Origin of the sequence: Nocardia sp. NPDC127526 (assembly GCF_042672265.1) — a bacterium.
Classification (GTDB): domain Bacteria; phylum Actinomycetota; class Actinomycetes; order Mycobacteriales; family Mycobacteriaceae; genus Nocardia.
The window spans coordinates 53,181-69,539 of record NZ_JBHXVO010000024.1 but is presented as its reverse complement, the minus strand read 5'-3'; the positions used below and the strand labels follow the sequence as shown (position 1 = coordinate 69,539).

General features: G+C 68.8%; 16 protein-coding genes. 12 read left to right on the top strand and 4 right to left on the bottom strand.

What is annotated here, in order from left to right; genetic code table 11:
- The first annotated feature begins 10 nt into the window (after nt 1-10).
- From ACFVIV_RS29620 to ACFVIV_RS29605, 4 genes are all read left to right on the top strand, one after another.
- On the top strand, nt 11-1,624 hold the full coding sequence (locus tag ACFVIV_RS29620; protein WP_379201908.1) for an amidohydrolase family protein: 1,614 nt from the start codon (nt 11-13) through the stop codon (nt 1,622-1,624).
- Nucleotides 1,625-1,893: 269 nt separating this feature from the next.
- On the top strand, nt 1,894-2,511 hold the full coding sequence (locus ACFVIV_RS29615) for a bifunctional 4-hydroxy-2-oxoglutarate aldolase/2-dehydro-3-deoxy-phosphogluconate aldolase (protein ID WP_379202002.1): 618 nt from the start codon (nt 1,894-1,896) through the stop codon (nt 2,509-2,511).
- 8 nt (nt 2,512-2,519) lie between these two features.
- The gene (locus ACFVIV_RS29610; protein WP_379201907.1) at nt 2,520-3,974 is read left to right on the top strand and encodes a GntP family permease; all 1,455 of its coding nucleotides are present in this window, start codon (nt 2,520-2,522) and stop codon (nt 3,972-3,974) included.
- 91 nt (nt 3,975-4,065) lie between these two features.
- On the top strand, nt 4,066-4,827 hold the full coding sequence (locus ACFVIV_RS29605) for a hypothetical protein (RefSeq protein WP_379201906.1): 762 nt from the start codon (nt 4,066-4,068) through the stop codon (nt 4,825-4,827).
- Here the strand turns inward: ACFVIV_RS29605 and ACFVIV_RS29600 are convergent, their stop codons facing one another.
- From ACFVIV_RS29600 to ACFVIV_RS29590, 3 genes are read right to left on the bottom strand one after another with little or no spacing between them, the layout of a single operon-like run.
- Nucleotides 4,828-5,319 (bottom strand): nitroreductase/quinone reductase family protein, encoded by a 492-nt coding sequence (locus tag ACFVIV_RS29600; protein ID WP_379201905.1) that lies wholly within the window; start codon nt 5,317-5,319, stop codon nt 4,828-4,830. It abuts the gene before it with no gap.
- 52 nt (nt 5,320-5,371) lie between these two features.
- Nucleotides 5,372-5,767: a hypothetical protein gene (locus tag ACFVIV_RS29595; RefSeq protein WP_379201904.1), complete on the bottom strand. Its 396-nt coding sequence runs from the start codon at nt 5,765-5,767 to the stop codon at nt 5,372-5,374.
- A gap of 38 nt (nt 5,768-5,805) precedes the next feature.
- Entirely contained in the window at nt 5,806-6,525 is a 720-nt protein-coding gene (locus tag ACFVIV_RS29590; RefSeq protein ID WP_379201902.1) for an SDR family oxidoreductase, read from the bottom strand.
- Nucleotides 6,526-6,626: 101 nt separating this feature from the next.
- Here ACFVIV_RS29590 and ACFVIV_RS29585 point away from each other — a divergent pair, with 101 nt between their 5' ends.
- Nucleotides 6,627-7,469 (top strand): helix-turn-helix transcriptional regulator, encoded by an 843-nt coding sequence (locus ACFVIV_RS29585; RefSeq protein WP_379201900.1) that lies wholly within the window; start codon nt 6,627-6,629, stop codon nt 7,467-7,469.
- 32 nt (nt 7,470-7,501) lie between these two features.
- Nucleotides 7,502-8,650, top strand: a complete 1,149-nt coding sequence (locus ACFVIV_RS29580; protein WP_379201898.1) for an alkaline phosphatase family protein — start codon at nt 7,502-7,504, stop codon at nt 8,648-8,650.
- 78 nt (nt 8,651-8,728) lie between these two features.
- On the opposite strand, the gene ACFVIV_RS29575 is transcribed toward ACFVIV_RS29580, so the two are convergent.
- Nucleotides 8,729-10,417 (bottom strand): LCP family protein, encoded by a 1,689-nt coding sequence (locus tag ACFVIV_RS29575; protein WP_379201897.1) that lies wholly within the window; start codon nt 10,415-10,417, stop codon nt 8,729-8,731.
- A gap of 89 nt (nt 10,418-10,506) precedes the next feature.
- Between ACFVIV_RS29575 and argC the strand changes: the two genes are divergently transcribed.
- The 6 genes from argC to ACFVIV_RS29545 are packed head-to-tail and all read left to right on the top strand — an operon-like array spanning nt 10,507 to nt 16,357.
- On the top strand, nt 10,507-11,589 hold the full coding sequence (gene argC / locus ACFVIV_RS29570) for an N-acetyl-gamma-glutamyl-phosphate reductase (protein ID WP_379201895.1): 1,083 nt from the start codon (nt 10,507-10,509) through the stop codon (nt 11,587-11,589).
- A complete protein-coding gene (gene argJ / locus ACFVIV_RS29565; protein ID WP_379201893.1) occupies nt 11,586-12,797 on the top strand; it encodes a bifunctional glutamate N-acetyltransferase/amino-acid acetyltransferase ArgJ in 1,212 nt (403 codons plus the stop codon). The genes argC and argJ overlap by 4 nt, the downstream gene beginning before the upstream one ends.
- Nucleotides 12,794-13,693, top strand: coding sequence for an acetylglutamate kinase (argB, locus tag ACFVIV_RS29560; RefSeq protein WP_379201891.1), 900 nt, complete (start codon nt 12,794-12,796; stop codon nt 13,691-13,693). Before argJ ends, argB begins: the two co-directional genes overlap by 4 nt.
- The gene (locus tag ACFVIV_RS29555) at nt 13,690-14,889 is read left to right on the top strand and encodes an acetylornithine transaminase (RefSeq protein WP_379201890.1); all 1,200 of its coding nucleotides are present in this window, start codon (nt 13,690-13,692) and stop codon (nt 14,887-14,889) included. The genes argB and ACFVIV_RS29555 overlap by 4 nt, the downstream gene beginning before the upstream one ends.
- A complete protein-coding gene (gene argF / locus ACFVIV_RS29550; RefSeq protein WP_379201888.1) occupies nt 14,886-15,842 on the top strand; it encodes an ornithine carbamoyltransferase in 957 nt (318 codons plus the stop codon). Before ACFVIV_RS29555 ends, argF begins: the two co-directional genes overlap by 4 nt.
- Nucleotides 15,839-16,357: an arginine repressor gene (locus ACFVIV_RS29545; RefSeq protein ID WP_379201886.1), complete on the top strand. Its 519-nt coding sequence runs from the start codon at nt 15,839-15,841 to the stop codon at nt 16,355-16,357. Before argF ends, ACFVIV_RS29545 begins: the two co-directional genes overlap by 4 nt.
- The last annotated feature ends 2 nt before the right edge of the window (nt 16,358-16,359 follow it).

Genomic DNA, 16,359 nt, shown 5'->3' with positions numbered 1-16,359 from the left:
CGGTAATACTGTGGCCGACTTGCTCTTCCGCACTATCGACATCATCGACGGCACCGGTGCGCCGCGCTATCGCGGCGACGTCCTCGTCGACCGCGGCCGGATCGCCGAGATCGCCGGGCCCGGGGCGATACCCGGTGCGGATCGCATTGTGGACGGCGGCGAGGATCTGGTGCTCGCGCCCGGATTCATCGATATGCACGCCCATTCCGATCTGCACCTGCTCACCGAGCCCGAGCATTTCCCGAAGCTGAGTCAGGGCATCACCACCGAGGTGATCGGCCAGGACGGGCTGTCCTACGCACCCATCGACGACGCGGCACTGGCCGTGCTGCGCCGCCAGATCGCCGGGTGGAACGGCAATCCCGCCGATCTCGACTTCTCCTGGCGCACCGTCGCCGAGTATCTGGATCGCCTCGATCAGGGCATCACGCCCAATGCCGCCTACCTGGTTCCCCAGGGCACCTTGCGGCTGATGGTGGTGGGGGCCGAAAAGCGCCCCGCCACACCGGAAGAGATCCAGCGCATGCGGGAACTGCTGGCCGACAGCCTCGCCGAGGGCGCGGTCGGCATGTCCAGCGGGCTCACCTACACACCCGGAATGTACGCGGACACGGCCGAACTCGCCGCCCTGTGCGAGGTGGTCGCCGCCGCCGGCGGCTATTACGCCCCGCACACCCGCTCCTATGGCGCCGGCGCGCTGAACGCCTACGCGGAAATGATCGACCTGGCCCGCACCACCGGCTGCGCCCTGCACCTCACGCACGCCACCCTGAACTTCGGCGAGAACCGGGGCCGCGCACCGGAATTCCTGGCCATGATCGACGCCGCCCTCGCCGACGGGCACGATGTCACCCTCGACACCTACCCCTACCTGCCGGGCTCGACCACCCTGTCGGCCCTGCTGCCCAGCTGGGCCATGTCCGGCGGCCCGGACGCCGCGCTGGCGCGCATCGCCGACGAATCCACCCGCATCCGCATCGCCCTGGATGTGAACCTGCACGGCTCCGACGGCTGTCACGGCGTCACCGTCGACTGGGAGACCATCCAGATCAGCGGCGTGGGCAACACCGCGCTCGACGAATACGTCGGCCGCACCGTCGCCGAGATCGCCGCCGATCGGGATATGCCGCCGGTCGAGGTCTTCTTCGACCTGCTCACCCGAGACCAGCTGGCCACCACCATCCTTCAGCACGTCGGCCACGAGGAGAACGTGCGCGCCATCATGCGCCACTCCCGCCACATGGGCGGCAGCGACGCCCTGCTCGTCGGCGACCGCCCGCACCCGCGCGCCTGGGGCACCTTCCCGCGCTACCTCGGCCACTACGTCCGCGAACTCGGCCTGCTCGACCTCGAAGACTGCGTCAACCACCTCACCGGCCGCCCGGCCCAACGCCTGCGCCTACGCGACCGCGGCCTCGTCAAGCCCGGCTACGCCGCCGACCTGGTGGTATTCAACCCCCGAACCATCACCGACACCGCCACTTTCGAGAACCCGAAACAGCAGGCGCACGGCATCCGCCACGTCCTGGTGAACGGTGAATTCGCCCTCGAAGACGGCAAGGCGACCGGCGTCCGAGCGGGCCGCGCCCTGCGCATGGACCCTGCCCGCAAGGAAACCCGGTGACCGCCGCTGCGGCCGGTACCGCCCGCCCTCCGTCATTCCGGCTCGCGGTCGGTACCACCGGCCTCCGTCATTCCGGCGTGTTCTCGGCAGGAATCCGGACGGCGGGGCGAGATCCCGGCCAAAAGCACGCCGGGATGACGGAGGGATTTGCGATGGCGCAGGGACTCGCGATGGCGCAGGGACTCGCGACGGCGGGGGACCGGCGGCGGAAGGGCATGCGATGACGGAAGGCGTGGCGGGATGACGACGATGCGGAGGGAGTTTCGATGATCGGGGCCATGGAGGCCATTCGTGCCGACCGTGTGCTGACTGTGGTGCGCGCGCCGGAGATACCGGATCCGGTGGCGCTCGCCGAGGCGCTCGCGGGATCCGGGATTCGGGCTGTGGAGCTGACTTTCACTACGCCGGGTGTGCTCGACTGCTTGCGGAAGGCATCGGGTGTGGCGAAGGCGGTGGTGGGGGCGGGCACGGTGCTCGATGGCGAGCAGGCCGCGGCCGCGATCGACAGTGGCGCACGGTTTCTCGTCACCCCGGGGATCCGGGAGACGGTCGCCGAGGTGGCCGCCGAGCGCGGAATCCCGGTCGTCATGGGCGCTTTCACGCCGACCGAGGTGATGCGGGCCCTCGATCTGGGTGCGGCGGCGGTGAAGATCTTTCCCGCGAAGGCGCTCGGGCCAGGCTATCTGAAGGATTTGCACGGTCCGCTCCCGCAGGCCGAGCTCATCCCCTCCGGCGGGGTCAATGCCGGTAATGCCGCCGACTTCCTGGCGCACGGCGCGGTCGCCGTCACCGCCGGGACCGATGTCGTCGCTCCCGCCGACGTCGCCGCGGGCCGGTGGCCCGAGATCGCCGCTCGCGCGGCATCGTTCGTTCGATCCATGAATTGAGGTACCCCATGGGCGACACAGTCGATTGGCTGCGCACCACCACACCGGGACTGCTGGTGCTGTGCGGGCTGGCCATCGCCGTCCTGCTCGTGACGATCATCCGGTTCAAGCTGGAACCGTTCATCGCACTGCTGCTCACCGGGCTGGGACTGGCGCTGGCGGCGGGACTGCCGGTGGCGAAGATCGTCGGCACTCCCTTGAAGGCCGGGGAATCCTTGCTGGAGACCGGATTCGGCGGCATCCTCGGGCACATTGCCGTCATCATCGGCCTGGGCACGGTGCTCGGCGCCATTCTGGAACGCTCCGGCGGCGCGGACGTGCTCACCGAGCGGCTGCTGAAACTGTTCGGGGACAAGGGCGCTCCCATTGCCATGGGCCTGCTCGGGCTCATCTTCGGCATTCCGGTGTTCTTCGATATCGGCATCTTCGTGCTGGCACCGCTGATCTACGTGGCCGCCAAGCGCGGCGGGCGCTCGCTGGTGCTGTACGCCATGCCGATGCTCGCGGGCCTGTCCATGACGCACGCCTTCCTGCCGCCGCATCCGGGTCCGGTCGCGCTGGGCGGTCTGCTCGGCGTCAGCCTGGGCTGGCTGATCCTCATGGGATTCGTCTGCGGCCTACCGGGATTCGTCGCGGCGGGCATCGTGTGGGGCGGCTGGATCGGCAAGCGGGTGAACGTGGAGGTGCCCGCGGAGTTCCTGGTGAAGTCCGAGACGGCCAATGGCTCCGGCGGCACGGCCGTGAAGACCGGCGACGGGCCGGGCGCGGCGACGGTGCTCGACAAGCGCGCGCCGTCGGTGGGGCTGATCGGCGGCATCATCGCCATCCCGCTGGTGCTCATCCTGGGCGCGACCTTCGGCAGCCAGCTGCTCGACGACGGCTCGAAGACCTTGCAGGTGCTCACCTTCCTGGGCACGCCCGCCGTGGCACTGCTCATCGCGGTGCTCATCGCCTTCTACGTGCTCGGCCTCCGGCGCGGTTCCACCGTGCAGGAATTGAGCGCCCTGACCGCCGAATCGCTGCGCCCGGTGGGCATGCTGCTGCTGGTGGTCGGCGCGGGCGCGTTCTTCGGAAAGGTCATCGCCGCCACCGGAATCGGCACCGCGCTGGCCGACACCATGTCCGCCGCCGGGCTTCCGGTCATCGTGCTCGCCTACCTGATCAGCTGCGGCCTGCGCATCGCGCAGGGTTCGGCGACGGTCGCCATTGTCACCACCGGCGGCATCGTGGCCCCGCTGGTCGTGGATCAGGGCTACTCGCAGATGGCCATCGCGCTCATCGCCATGGCCATCGCCGCCGGCTCGATCATCCTCAGCCACGTCAACGACGGCGGCTTCTGGATCATCGCCAAGTACTTCAACCTCACCGTCAAGCAGACCCTGCAGACCTGGACGGTGCTGGAAACGGTGCTGTCGGTGGTCAGCTTCGCCGTCGCGGCGGTGCTGTTCGCCTTCGTGTCCTGAGGTCGACGGGCATCCGCCGAGCCGCAACCGGTTCGGCGGATGCCCCGTGCACGCATTGCGGCACCCGCGGCGCGGCGGCTAGCGTCGCGGCGTGAGTGAATCGGGAGCCGATGCGGCCGAGCGCTACGCGGACGAGACGTGGCGCACGCTGAACAACATCTGGAACGGTTGGGGGCGACTGGATCCGGCGCTGGCGTCGCCGCGCTATCAGTCGCGGTTCATTCCCACCGAGATCTGGCAGCACATGGGGGTGCAGGAACCGGAACCGCCGAGCGTCGAGCATCCGAGTTTCGCGGTGGTGCGGCGGCAGTACGGGGCTTTGCTGACCTCGTACGGGCTGTCCTTTCCCGATACCTGGGGTGATGTGCCCGACCCGGTCAACGGCGTCGGCGTCGAGGTGTACGGCGCGGCCGCCGGTATGCCCGCGGATTGGGCTGCGGCGCAAATGGTCTCCGATACCTGGCTCGGCCACATGGTGTGGTCGGTGGCGCAGACCGTGTCCAAGCACGGATTGCGGTTCATCCAGAATCTGGAGCATTACGGCACCCTGTCGATGACCTTGTCCGGCTCGGGTTTTCCGGACGAGGCGCGCGGCGCGTACGTCGACGATCAAGGCGATGTGTGCGTTCTGCTGGGCATGACCGATGAGAGCGTGCCCGCGACCGTGGACGGGCCGCTGGGGCCGATCCGCCTGGTCAACGTCAAGCTGCTGACGCTCGCCGAAACGCACTTCTGCGTCTCGGGCGGACGATCCGGCACCGGTGTCACCGATGCGCGCGGCGAACTGGCGCAGCGCTTCGCCGACCAGGGTGATGCGCTGTGGTCGAGCATCACCCGGGAGTCGGTGGTCTGATCAAGCCCGGGTGAGCACCGCGATGGGGAACTTGCGGGTGCTCAGCGCCCGATAGGTCGCGAAGTCCGGATATCCGGCGACCAGTGTGCGCCAACGCTTCTCGTACTCGGCCGGATCGGTGACCACGCGCGCGGTCACCGGCCAGGACTCCCGGCCGACCCGCACCTGCGGCCGCTCGGTCGCGAGCAGATTGCGCCACCAGTTCGGCGTTCCGAGATTGCCGCCATTGGACCCGCACACCAGCAGGTCATCGCCGTCGCGCACCAGCATGAGCATGACCGGGCGCGGCTGTCCGGACTTGCGGCCGGTGACGGTCAGCTGGAACACGGGCTTGCCCTGCAACGTCGTGAACCGGGTCCCGCCGAATCGGTCGTACAGCCTGCGGTGCAGCCGCGCGTAGAAGCGTGTGAGCGCGCCGAGGCGGGTGGTCGAGAAGTGGTTGAAGCGCCCGCTCAGGGCGAGGGGGCTCGATTCGGTGTTGTTGTCAGCCATGAGTTTATTTCCTGCCTGTCGCGGTCCGCGGCTCACTGTACATAGCGTCCAGTCAGTTGGCGCGCAGTCCGCGACGCATGGCATCGATGGTGGACTCCGGCGAGGTGTTGAAGGCGAACCGGATACCGGGGGCGATCTCGGTGACCGTATTGATCAGCCGCTCGAACAGTTCGGTGAGCTCGGGCGCCATCCGCACGCCCGCGCCGATCATGGCGACCCGGAACGGGCCCGCGCCGGCGCACTCGCGCACCTTCGCCTCGGCCGCATCCGGATCGCGCGGCACCATGCACTGCACGAAGTCGATGCCGGCGGCCCGCATGGCGTCCTCACCGGCCTTGATGCGCGCGGTCAGCGTCGCCTCGCTCTGTCCGGGATAAGGGGTGAAATCGACCGCGCTGGGATGCAGGCCGATCGACAGGACACGGTCGGTACCGTTCGATTCCGCCACGATGTTCTCCTTCGATGATTCGGGCGACCACTCCTATGTCACCACGGAGTGGCGCCATTGCGGTCGAAGAAGCCGCCGGTCGGGCCGTCCGCGCCGATGCGGGCCAGGTTCACGATGGCATCCGTGCCCTCCGTGACGGTCTGAAGGCCGGAGTGGCCGTTCAAATCCGTTGCGGTGTAACCCGGATCGACGGCATTGATGCGAATATCGGTGAAGATCTGCGCATAGCGCGTGGTGAGCATATTGAGCGCGGCCTTGGTCACCGGATAGCCGATGGCCGGCGGCAGGACGCCCGCCCACCGCGGATCGGTGATGGTGGCGATGGACCCCATGCCGCTGGACACCATGACGATGCGCGGTGCGGGCGCGGCCTGAAGCAACGGCAGGAAGGCGTGGGTGACGCGCACGGGGCCGAAGACATTGGTCTCGAACACTTCTCGCAGATCATCGGGCCGGGTGTCGGCGGGATGGTTGTCGTGGCCGCCGATGGCGGCATTGTTCACCAGCACATCCAGGCGACCGGCATGGGCCTTCACCGTTTCCGCGGCCGCGAACACCGAATCGTCGGAGGTCACGTCCAGGGGCACGTAATGCACGTTCAGGCCCCGCGCGGTGAGCTTGGCGGCCGCCCGGTTGCCGCGTTCCGGATCGCGGGCGGCGAGGAAGACCTCCCATCCCAATCCCGCCAGCCGGCGGACGGTTTCGTGGCCGAGCCCCTTGTTCGCCCCGGTGACCAGGGCGATCGTCGTATCAGTCATATCTCCAGCGTCGGCGTGCGATACCCCCGGCCACCAGGGACGCTTCGGCATGGGACCGGCGGTACCACCCCGCCGCGCGCTCGGTGCGCGACCATGGGGTGGTGGACAGAACCGAATTGGCCACGGTATTGCGCACCGCCCGTTCTCGACTGGCTCCCGGAGATGTCGGGCTTCCGGCCGGTTCGCGGCGGCAGGTGCCCGGCCTGCGCCGGGAGGAGGTCGCGATGCTGGCCGGGGTCAGCGTGGACTACATCGTCCGGCTGGAACAGGGACGCGGTCCGAAACCCTCCGATCAGGTGCTGGGCGCGCTGGCCCGCGCGCTGCGACTCGACGAGGACGATCGGAACCTGATGTTCCGCCTGGCGGGTTCCGCGCCCCCGGCCGAAGGCCGCATCCCCATGCTCATCCGTCCCAGTGTGTACCGGCTGCTCGACCGCATGGCCGATCTGCCCGTGGTGGTGCTGTCCGCCAAATCCGATGTGCTGGCCTGGAATCCACTGGCCGCCGCACTGTTCGGCGACTTCTCGGAATGGCCGCCGATCGAACGCAACATCATCTACCAGCGTTTCCTCGGCAGCGGTCTCGGCCGCGCCTGGCTGACCCCCGAAGAAGAAGCCGCCACCGCCGACTATTGCGTCGGCTGCCTGCGGTCGGTCAGCGCCCGCTACCCCGATGATCCGGACCTGGCCCACCTGGTCGGTGAATTGCGTGCCCGCAGTCCGCGATTCGATGAACTGTGGCGTGCTGGACGCTCCCATCAGCTGCGCTCGTCCACCAAGACGATCGGGCATCCCGAACTCGGTCGCCTCACGCTGGACTGCGACACCTTGCTGGTCCCGGATTCCGACCAGACCGTCATCGTCTACTCGGCCGCCCCGGGCACCCGCGAGGCCACCGCACTCGACCTGCTCCGGGTCACCGGTCTGGAACAGTTCGGTCCTTGATCCGAGCAGCGGGTATTGGGAGGGTGGTGCTTGTGCTCACATTGCCGCAGTACGGCCTGAACTCGCTGGCCGATGTCTTCCCTTCCCTGCTCGCGGGCCTCGGCGTGCCCGGCGAAATCGACCGGCTCGGACTGGAATTGGACGCTCGGCGGGTCTGTGTGCTGCTGATCGACGGGCTCGGGGCCGAGCAGCTCGCGGAGTACGCCGCGGACGCGCCGTTCCTGTCGGGTGCGGTGCGGCGCACGATCACCGCGGGATTCCCCACCACGACGGCCACCAGCCTGAGCTCACTCGGAATCGGGGTGCCGCCCGGGGAGCACGGGCTGGTCGGCTACCTGCTGCGAGTGCCCGGCCAGGACCGGCTCATGAGCCCGCTCAAATGGCGTCTCTTCGGTGACGGACCCAAGGTCGATCTGCTGAAAGAACTCGCGCCGGAACAGTTCCAACCGCTGACCACGGTCTTCGAGCGGGCCGCCGCCGACGGCGTCTCGGTCACCCATGTCGGCCCCATCTTCCAGGCCGGGTCCGGCCTGACCCGGGCATCCTTCCGGGGCAGTGAATTCCGCTTCGACGTCTCGCTCGGCGACCTCATCGACGGCACCCTGACCGCACTGGGCCAGGGCGAGCGTTCCCTGGTCTACGCCTATCACGCCGACCTCGACACCACCGGCCACGTCCGCGGCCCCGGATCCCCGGCCTGGCGACTGGAATTGGGCATGGTCGATCGCACCGTGCAGGCCATCGCCGAACGCCTCCCGGCCGATGCTGCGCTGCTCGTCACCGCCGACCACGGCATGGTCGCCATGCACGACCGGATCGACTTCGACACCACGACGGCCCTGCACGACGGCGTCGCCGACCTCGGCGGCGAGGCCCGCGCCCGCCACGTCTACACCGCGAACGGCGCGGCCTCCGATGTCGCCGCCACCTGGCGTGCGGTACTCGGTGCCGACTACACCGTCCTGACTCGTGACGAGGCGATTCGCGACGGTTGGTTCGGCCCCGCCGTCCATGCCGAGAACACCTCCCGCATAGGCGATGTCATCGCGGTGGCGGGCGACCGCGGCGGGATCGTCCGCTCGGCCGTCGAACCCCTCCAGTCCGGCTTCCTCGGCCAGCACGGCTCCCTGACCTCCGCCGAAATGCACGTCCCCCTGCTGGTATTCCGAGGCCGAGAGTGAAACGACGCCGACCGGGACATGGTGGCGGGGCGTTCTCGGCCGATGCCGCCACCATGTCCCGGTCGGCGATGTTTCAGTTCAGTTCACGCAGGGGATGCCGCCGCCGATGGTGGTGGTGACCGGCTTTCCGGCGTCGGGGGTGTCGGAGGTCGTGGTGGTGGTCGGGGTGCGGGGCGACGTCGTCGCGGTGGTCGAGCCGGCGGTGGGGTCGAGGGCGTCGGGGAGGTCGAAATCGGTGCCCAGGACCAGTCTTACGTGACCGGCGGTGACCTCTGACGAAGCGGTGACGGTCACGCCGCCGAGCATCTCGGAGAGTTGTTTGGCGTCGGTGTCGGCCCCGGCGCCGTAGAAGATGGCGGTGGAGGTGCCGTCGGAGAACTTGGCGGTGTCCACGGTGCCGGTGGGGAAGCCCTTGGCGTTCAAGGCCTTGGAGACCTTGGCGGCCAGGCCGGGGGTCTCGCTGGCATTGACCACGTCGAGGGTGGAGACCGGGACGGTGGCGGGGGTCGTCGGCGGGGCCGGATCCTCGATGCCGAAGGCGGCGCGGACTTCCTTGCGGATGGCGACCGGGTCGATGATGTTGACATCCTGGCCGTTGATCATGTCGTAGCGCAGCACCGGCAGGGTGCGGAACTCCACCTGCGGGGAGTCGGCGCGGCCCAGGGTGGTGACGAAATCGGTGAGGTTCCAGCCGTCGGACAGCACGATATCGCGGTGCGCCACGTCCATGAGGTCCTGGAGCTTGCCGATATTGGTGAAGGTGCCGGCCTGTTTGAGCGAGTTGGCGACCGAGGTGAGGAAGGCCTGCTGCCGGTGGGTGCGGTCGAGGTCGCCATTGGGCAGGCCGTGCCGCTGGCGGACGAAGGCCAGGGCATTGGCGGCGTCGAGGTGCTGGCGGCCGGCGGGGAAGACCGCGCCGGAGTAGTAGCTGTCGTCGACGGCATTGTTGAGGCACACGTCCACGCCGCCCAGGGCTTCGGCGAGGTGATAGAAGCCGACGAGGGAGACCTCGGCGAAGCGGTTGATGGGAACGCCGGTGAGCGCCTTGACCGTTCGCACGATGGAGGCCCGGCCGGCTTCGCGCCCTTCGCGTTCCAGCTGGACCTTGTCGGTGACGCCCTGGGCCTCGAGCTTCTGCTCGGCGTAGTACTTGGCCAGCCCGTACGCCTCTTTGACTTTGATGTTCGTGTAGCCGGGAATGCCCGTCACCGGCACGTAGTCGTCGCGCGGGATGGAGAAGGCGACGATCTTCTTCATATCCTTCGGAATGTGCACCAGGATCAGGGAATTGGCGTTGTAGCCGCCCTCGGAGCCGTCACCGGCGTGCAACTGGTCGAGGATGTCCTTCGGCAAATCGTTGCCGTTGAGGTCTTTGCGGGTGTCCAGGCCGATCAGCAGGATATTGACATCGCCGTCGAGGCTGCGATCCTCCTCGGCGATGGCGCCCGAGGATCGGATGAAGCCGTCCTCGAGGCTGTTCTCGCCGTACCAGGCCACGCCGGAGACGGCGATGACTGTGACCGCCGCCATGGCGGAGATGGTCTGTCCGATCCGTCGCAGCAGATGTGATTCCGATCGCCGCCGGTGTGAAACCGGGCCGGCGTGCCTGCCGCCGCGCGCACGACGACGGGCATGGCGGGTCCCCGCGGTGGCCGTATCCGAGGCGGTGGTGCGGTCCTCCGGGGTGGTGGCGGGCGCATCGGATGCTCGGTGGTTGCCGCGGTGGCGGCGGACGGCCGGGATGGGTTCGGTGTCGTCGTCGTGCATGGCTCTATCGAGTGTGCCGGAAAACCGCCCTTGACGCCCGAACTCCACCCGATGGTGAATGAGCTTGCACAGTCGTGCATAATCATCACATGGTGGATACCTCGGGTGGACCCACGGTGCGGGTCGCGGTGGCTGGTGCGAGCGGGTACGCGGGCGGCGAAGTCCTGCGACTGCTACTCGGACATCCAGCGTACCGAGCCGGGCGCCTCGAGATCGGGGCGCTGACCGCCGGGTCGAATGCCGGAAGCACGCTGGGGGAGCTGCAGCCGCATCTGCTGCCGCTGGCGGACCGGGTACTGGAGGCCACCACTCCGGACGTGCTCGCGGGGCACGATGTCGTCTTCCTGGGGCTGCCGCACGGCCAGTCCGCTGCGATTGCCAAAGCATTGCCGGAATCGACGGTGATCATCGACTGCGGCGCGGATTTCCGGCTCACCGATGCGGCGGCGTGGGAAAAGTACTACGGCAGCCCGCACGCGGGCAGCTGGCCGTACGGTCTGCCGGAGCTGCCGGGAGGTCGCGAGCAGCTGCGCGGCGCCACCCGGATCGCGGTGCCGGGCTGCTACCCGACCGTGGCGAGCCTGGCGCTGGCCCCGGCGGTCGCGGCCGGAATCATCGAGCCGACCGTGAATGTGGTCGCCGTGAGCGGCACCTCGGGGGCCGGGCGCAAGCTCGACGTGGGTTTGCTCGGCTCCGAGGTGATGGGCTCGCTGCGGGCCTACAACATCGCGGGCGCGCACCGGCACACCCCGGAGATCACGCAGAATTTGAAGGCCGCCGCCGCGAGCGGTGCGGGCACTCTCGCCGGAACCGATGTCTCCGTGTCCTTCACCCCGGTGCTGGCCCCGCTGCCGCGCGGCATTCTGGCCACCTGCACCGCCCCGACTCGCGTGGACGCCGCCCAGGCCCGTGCGGTCTACGAAAAAGCCTATGCCGATGAGCCGTTCGTGCACCTGCTGCCGGAAGGCGTACTGCCGCAGACCGGTGCGGTGCTCGGCTCCAATGCCGTCACCCTGCAGGTGGCGGTGGACGCCGACGCCGGGCTGCTGATCGTGATCGGCGCCATCGACAACCTGACCAAGGGCACCGCGGGCGCCGCGGTGCAATCCATGAACCTGGCCGTCGGATTCGACGAGACCGCAGGACTTTCCACCGTAGGAGTGGCTCCGTGACTTCAATCAACGACGGCAAGCTGGTCCGGACCCAGGGCGTCACCGCGCCCCTGGGTTTCCGCGCCGCGGGCATCGCGGCCGGGATCAAGGTCAGCGGGAAGCCGGATCTGGCACTGGTTCTGAACGAGGGGCCGGAGTACGCGGCGGCGGGCGTGTTCACCCGCAACAAGGTGAAGGCCGCGCCGGTGCTGTGGTCACAGCAGGTGCTCACCGGCGGCCGGCTGCGGGCGGTCATCCTGAATTCCGGTGGGGCCAATGCCTGTACCGGCCCGGGCGGCTTCCAGGACACCCACGCCACCGCCGAGGAACTGGCGAAGGCATTGAGCAACTGGGGAACCGAGACCGGCGCGGGTGAGATCGCGGTCTGCTCAACCGGTCTCATCGGCGACCGACTGCCCATGGACAAGCTGATTCCGGCCGTCACCGAGATCGTGCACGAGATGGGCGGCGGACTCTCCGGCGGCGCCGAGGCGGCGCGGGCCATCATGACCACCGACACCGTGCCGAAGGAAGCCGCCTTCCACCACAAGGACAAGTGGAACGTCGGCGGCATGGCCAAGGGCGCGGGCATGCTCGCCCCGTCGCTGGCGACCATGCTCGTGGTGCTGACCACCGATGTGGTGGCCACGCCCGAACAGCTGGACACCGCGCTGCGCAATGCCACCCGCATGACCTTCGACCGCCTGGACGTGGACGGCTCCTGCTCCACCAATGACACCGTGCTGCTGCTGGCCAATGGCGCCAGCGGCGTCGCGCCCGGCCAGGACGAGCTGAATGCCGCCGTCATGGCGGTCTGCGACGATCTGGCCGAGCAGCTCATGGCCGACGCGGAGGGCGTCACCAAGCGGGTGCACGTCACCGTCAGCGGCGCGGTCAGCGAGCAGGAGGCGCTCATCGGGGCGCGCACCATCGCGCGCGACAGCCTGGTGAAGACGGCGTTCTTCGGTTCGGATCCGAACTGGGGCCGGGTGCTGGCCACCATCGGCATCGCGCCGATCGAGCTGGATCCGGAGAAGATCACGGTGTCGTTCAACGGACATCCGGTGTGCGTCAACGGCACCGGCGCGCCCGGGGCCCGCGAGGTCGACCTGTCCGGACCCGATATCCAGGTGACCGTCGAGCTCGGCCTGGGCGCGGGCACCGCGACCATTCGCACCACGGACCTGTCGCACGGGTACGTCGAAGAGAATTCGGCCTACAGCTCATGAGCACGCCGATCGACGGGCTATCGGCGCTGGACAAGGCGCACGTCCTCGCCGACGCGCTGCCGTGGCTGCAGAAGTTCCGCGACAAGATCGTCGTCGTGAAGTACGGCGGCAACGCCATGATCGACGAGGAACTCAAGCAGGCGTTCGCCGCCGATATGGCGTTCCTGCGCACCGTCGGCGTGCACCCGGTGGTGGTGCACGGCGGCGGGCCGCAGATCAGCGCCATGCTGAAAAGGCTGGGCCTGCAAGGCGAATTCCGCGGCGGCTTCCGGGTCACCACGCCCGAGGTCATGGATATCGTGCGCATGGTGCTCTTCGGCCAGGTGGGCCGGGAGCTGGTCGGGCTTATCAATGCGCACGGCCCGTACGCCGTCGGCATCTCCGGTGAGGACGCGCACCTGTTCACCGCCACCCGCCGCACGGTCACCGTGGACGGCGCGGCCACCGATATCGGCCTGGTCGGCGATGTCACCTCGGTGAATCCCGATGCGGTGCACGACCTCATCGCCGCCGGGCGGATTCCGGTGGTGTCCACCATCGCGCCCGACGCCGCCGGCGTGGTGCACAACATCAATGCCGATACCGCCGCGGCCGCGCTGGCCGAGGCCATCGGCGCGGAGAAGCTGGTCATCCTCACCGATGTCGAGGGCCTGTACACCGATTGGCCGGACCGCTCCTCGCTGACCTCGCGCATCGACACCGATGAACTCGCCAAGTTGCTGCCCCGCCTGGATGCGGGCATGGTGCCCAAGATGGAAGCCTGTCTGCGCGCGGTGGCGGGCGGCGTCCCGACCGCGCACGTGATCGATGGCCGAGTGCCGCATTCGGTGCTGCTGGAACTGTTCACCGGGGAAGGCATCGGCACGATGGTGACCCCCGTTCAGGAGACCTCATGAGTACAGCCGACATCCAGCAGCGGTGGTCCGCCGCGCTGATGAACAACTACGGCACCCCGAAGGTGGCGCTGGTGCGCGGCGCGGGCGCGGTCGTCTACGACGCCGAGGGCAAGCGCTACCTGGATTTCCTGGGCGGCATCGCGGTGAACAGCCTCGGGCACGCGCATCCGGCGATTCTGGAGGCGGTCACCCAGCAGCTGGGGACGCTCGGGCACGTGTCGAATCTGTATGCCAGCGAACCGGTCATCGAGCTGGCGGAGCGGCTGCTCGCGCACTTCGGCGACGGGCACGGGAAGGCGTTCTTCTGCAATTCCGGCACCGAGGCCAATGAGGCCGCGTTCAAGATGGCGCGGCTGACCGGCAAGCACAAGATCGTCGCCTGTGAGGAGGCGTTCCACGGACGCACCATGGGCGCACTGGCTTTGACGGGCCAGCCGTCCAAGCGGGAGCCGTTCGCCCCCATGCCCGCCGGCGTGGTGCACGTGCCCTACGGCGATGCGGACGCGCTCGCGGCGGCCGTGGACGACGACACCGCGGCGGTGTTCCTCGAGCCGATCATGGGTGAGAGCGGTGTGGTGGTGCCCCCGGCCGATTACCTGGCCAAGGCGCGTGCCATCACCAAAGAGCATGGGGCACTGCTGATCCTGGACGAGGTGCAGACCGGTATCGGCCGCACCGGCGCGTTCTTCGCGCATCAGGCGGCGGGCATCGTGCCGGATGTGATCACCCTGGCCAAGGGGCTCGGCGGCGGCCTGCCCATCGGCGCGGTGCTCGCCCAGGGTGCGGCGGCCGAGCTGCTGCAGCCCGGTCTGCACGGCACCACCTTCGGCGGCAATCCCGTCTGTGCCGCAGCGGCTCTGGCCGTGCTGCGCACCATCGACGAGGAAGGGCTGCTCGCGCATGTCGAGTCGGTCGGCAAGATTCTCGTCGACGGCATCGAGGATCTCGGGCACCCGCTCATCGACCATGTGCGCGGTGCGGGCCTGCTCATCGGCATCCAGCTGACCCGGGATGTCTCGGCTCAGGTCGACGAGGCCGCCCGCGCGGCCGGATATCTGCTGAATCCCGCCAAGCCCAACGTGATCCGGCTGGCGCCGCCCCTGGTGCTCACCGAAACCCAGGCCGACAATTTCCTGTCCGACCTGCCCGGCATCCTGGATGCCGCGCAGGCCACAGCGGAGAAGGACACCAAGTGACGCTGCATCATTCGACGATCCGGCATTTCCTGCGCGACGACGACCTCTCGCCCGCCGAGCAGGCCGAAGTCCTCGCTCTGGCAGCGGAACTCAAGGCGGACCCGCTCGGCCGCAAGCCCCTCGCGGGCCCGCGCGGCGTGGCGGTCATGTTCGAGAAGAACTCCACCCGCACCCGCTTCTCCTTCGAGATGGGCATCGCCCAGCTCGGCGGCCACGCCGTCGTGGTGGACGGCCGCGACACCCAGCTGGGCCGCGAGGAGACCCTCGCCGACACCGGCCGGGTGCTGTCCCGCTACGTGGACATGATCGTCTGGCGCACCTTCGGGCAGGATCGGCTCGACGAAATGGCGGGCGCCGCAACGGTTCCGGTGGTCAATGCGCTGTCCAATGAATTCCACCCCTGCCAGGTCCTGGCCGATCTGCAGACGCTGAAGGAACGCAAGGGCGACCTCACCGGCCGCAAGCTCGCCTTCCTCGGCGACGGCGCCAACAATATGTCGCACTCGCTGCTGCTGGGCGGTGTGACCGCGGGCCTGAACGTGACCATCGCCGCCCCCGAGGGTTTCGAGCCGCTGCCGTGGATCGTGGACCTGGCCCAGAAGCGCGCCGCCGAAACCGGCGCGACCATTACCGTCACCAATGACCCGATCGCCGCGGCGGAGGGCGCCGACGCCCTGGTCACCGATACCTGGACCTCCATGGGCCAGGAGGACGACGGCCGCGACCGCGTGGCCCCCTTCCGCCACTTCCAGATCAATACCGCCCTGCTGGCCGGCGCCGCACCGGATGTGACCGTGCTGCACTGCCTTCCGGCCCACCGCGGCGAGGAGATCACCGACGAGGTCATCGACGGCCCGCACAGCGCGGTCTGGGACGAGGCCGAGAACCGCCTGCACGCCCAGAAGGCGCTACTGGTCTGGCTGCTGGAGAAATTCGAAAGCGGTGCCCGATGACCATCGAGCGACGTACGCAGGCGTCCGGCAAGGGTGCGGCCATTGCCCGCACCCGCGCCGGCCGCCAGGCCCGCATCGTCGCCATCCTGTCCCAGCACGAGGTCCGCAGCCAGTCCGAGCTGGCCGCGCTGCTGTCCGCCGAGGGCATCGAGACCACCCAGGCCACGCTGTCGCGTGACCTCGACGAACTCGGCGCGGTCAAGCTGCGCGCCGCCGACGGCGGGGCCGGTGTATACGTGGTCCCCGAGGACGGCAGCCCCGTCCGTGGCGTCACCGGCGGCACCGAACGCCTCTCGAAACTGCTGGGGGACTTGCTGGTCTCCACCGACTCGAGTGGCAATATCGCGGTGCTGCGCACCCCGCCGGGGGCCGCCCACTTCCTGGCCAGCGCCCTCGATCGGGCCGCGCTGCCGGAGATCGTCGGCACCATCGCGGGGGACGACACCATCGCCGTCATCGCCCGAGAACCACTCACCGGCGCCGAATTGGCGGCGAAGATCGAACAACTCGCCTGAGT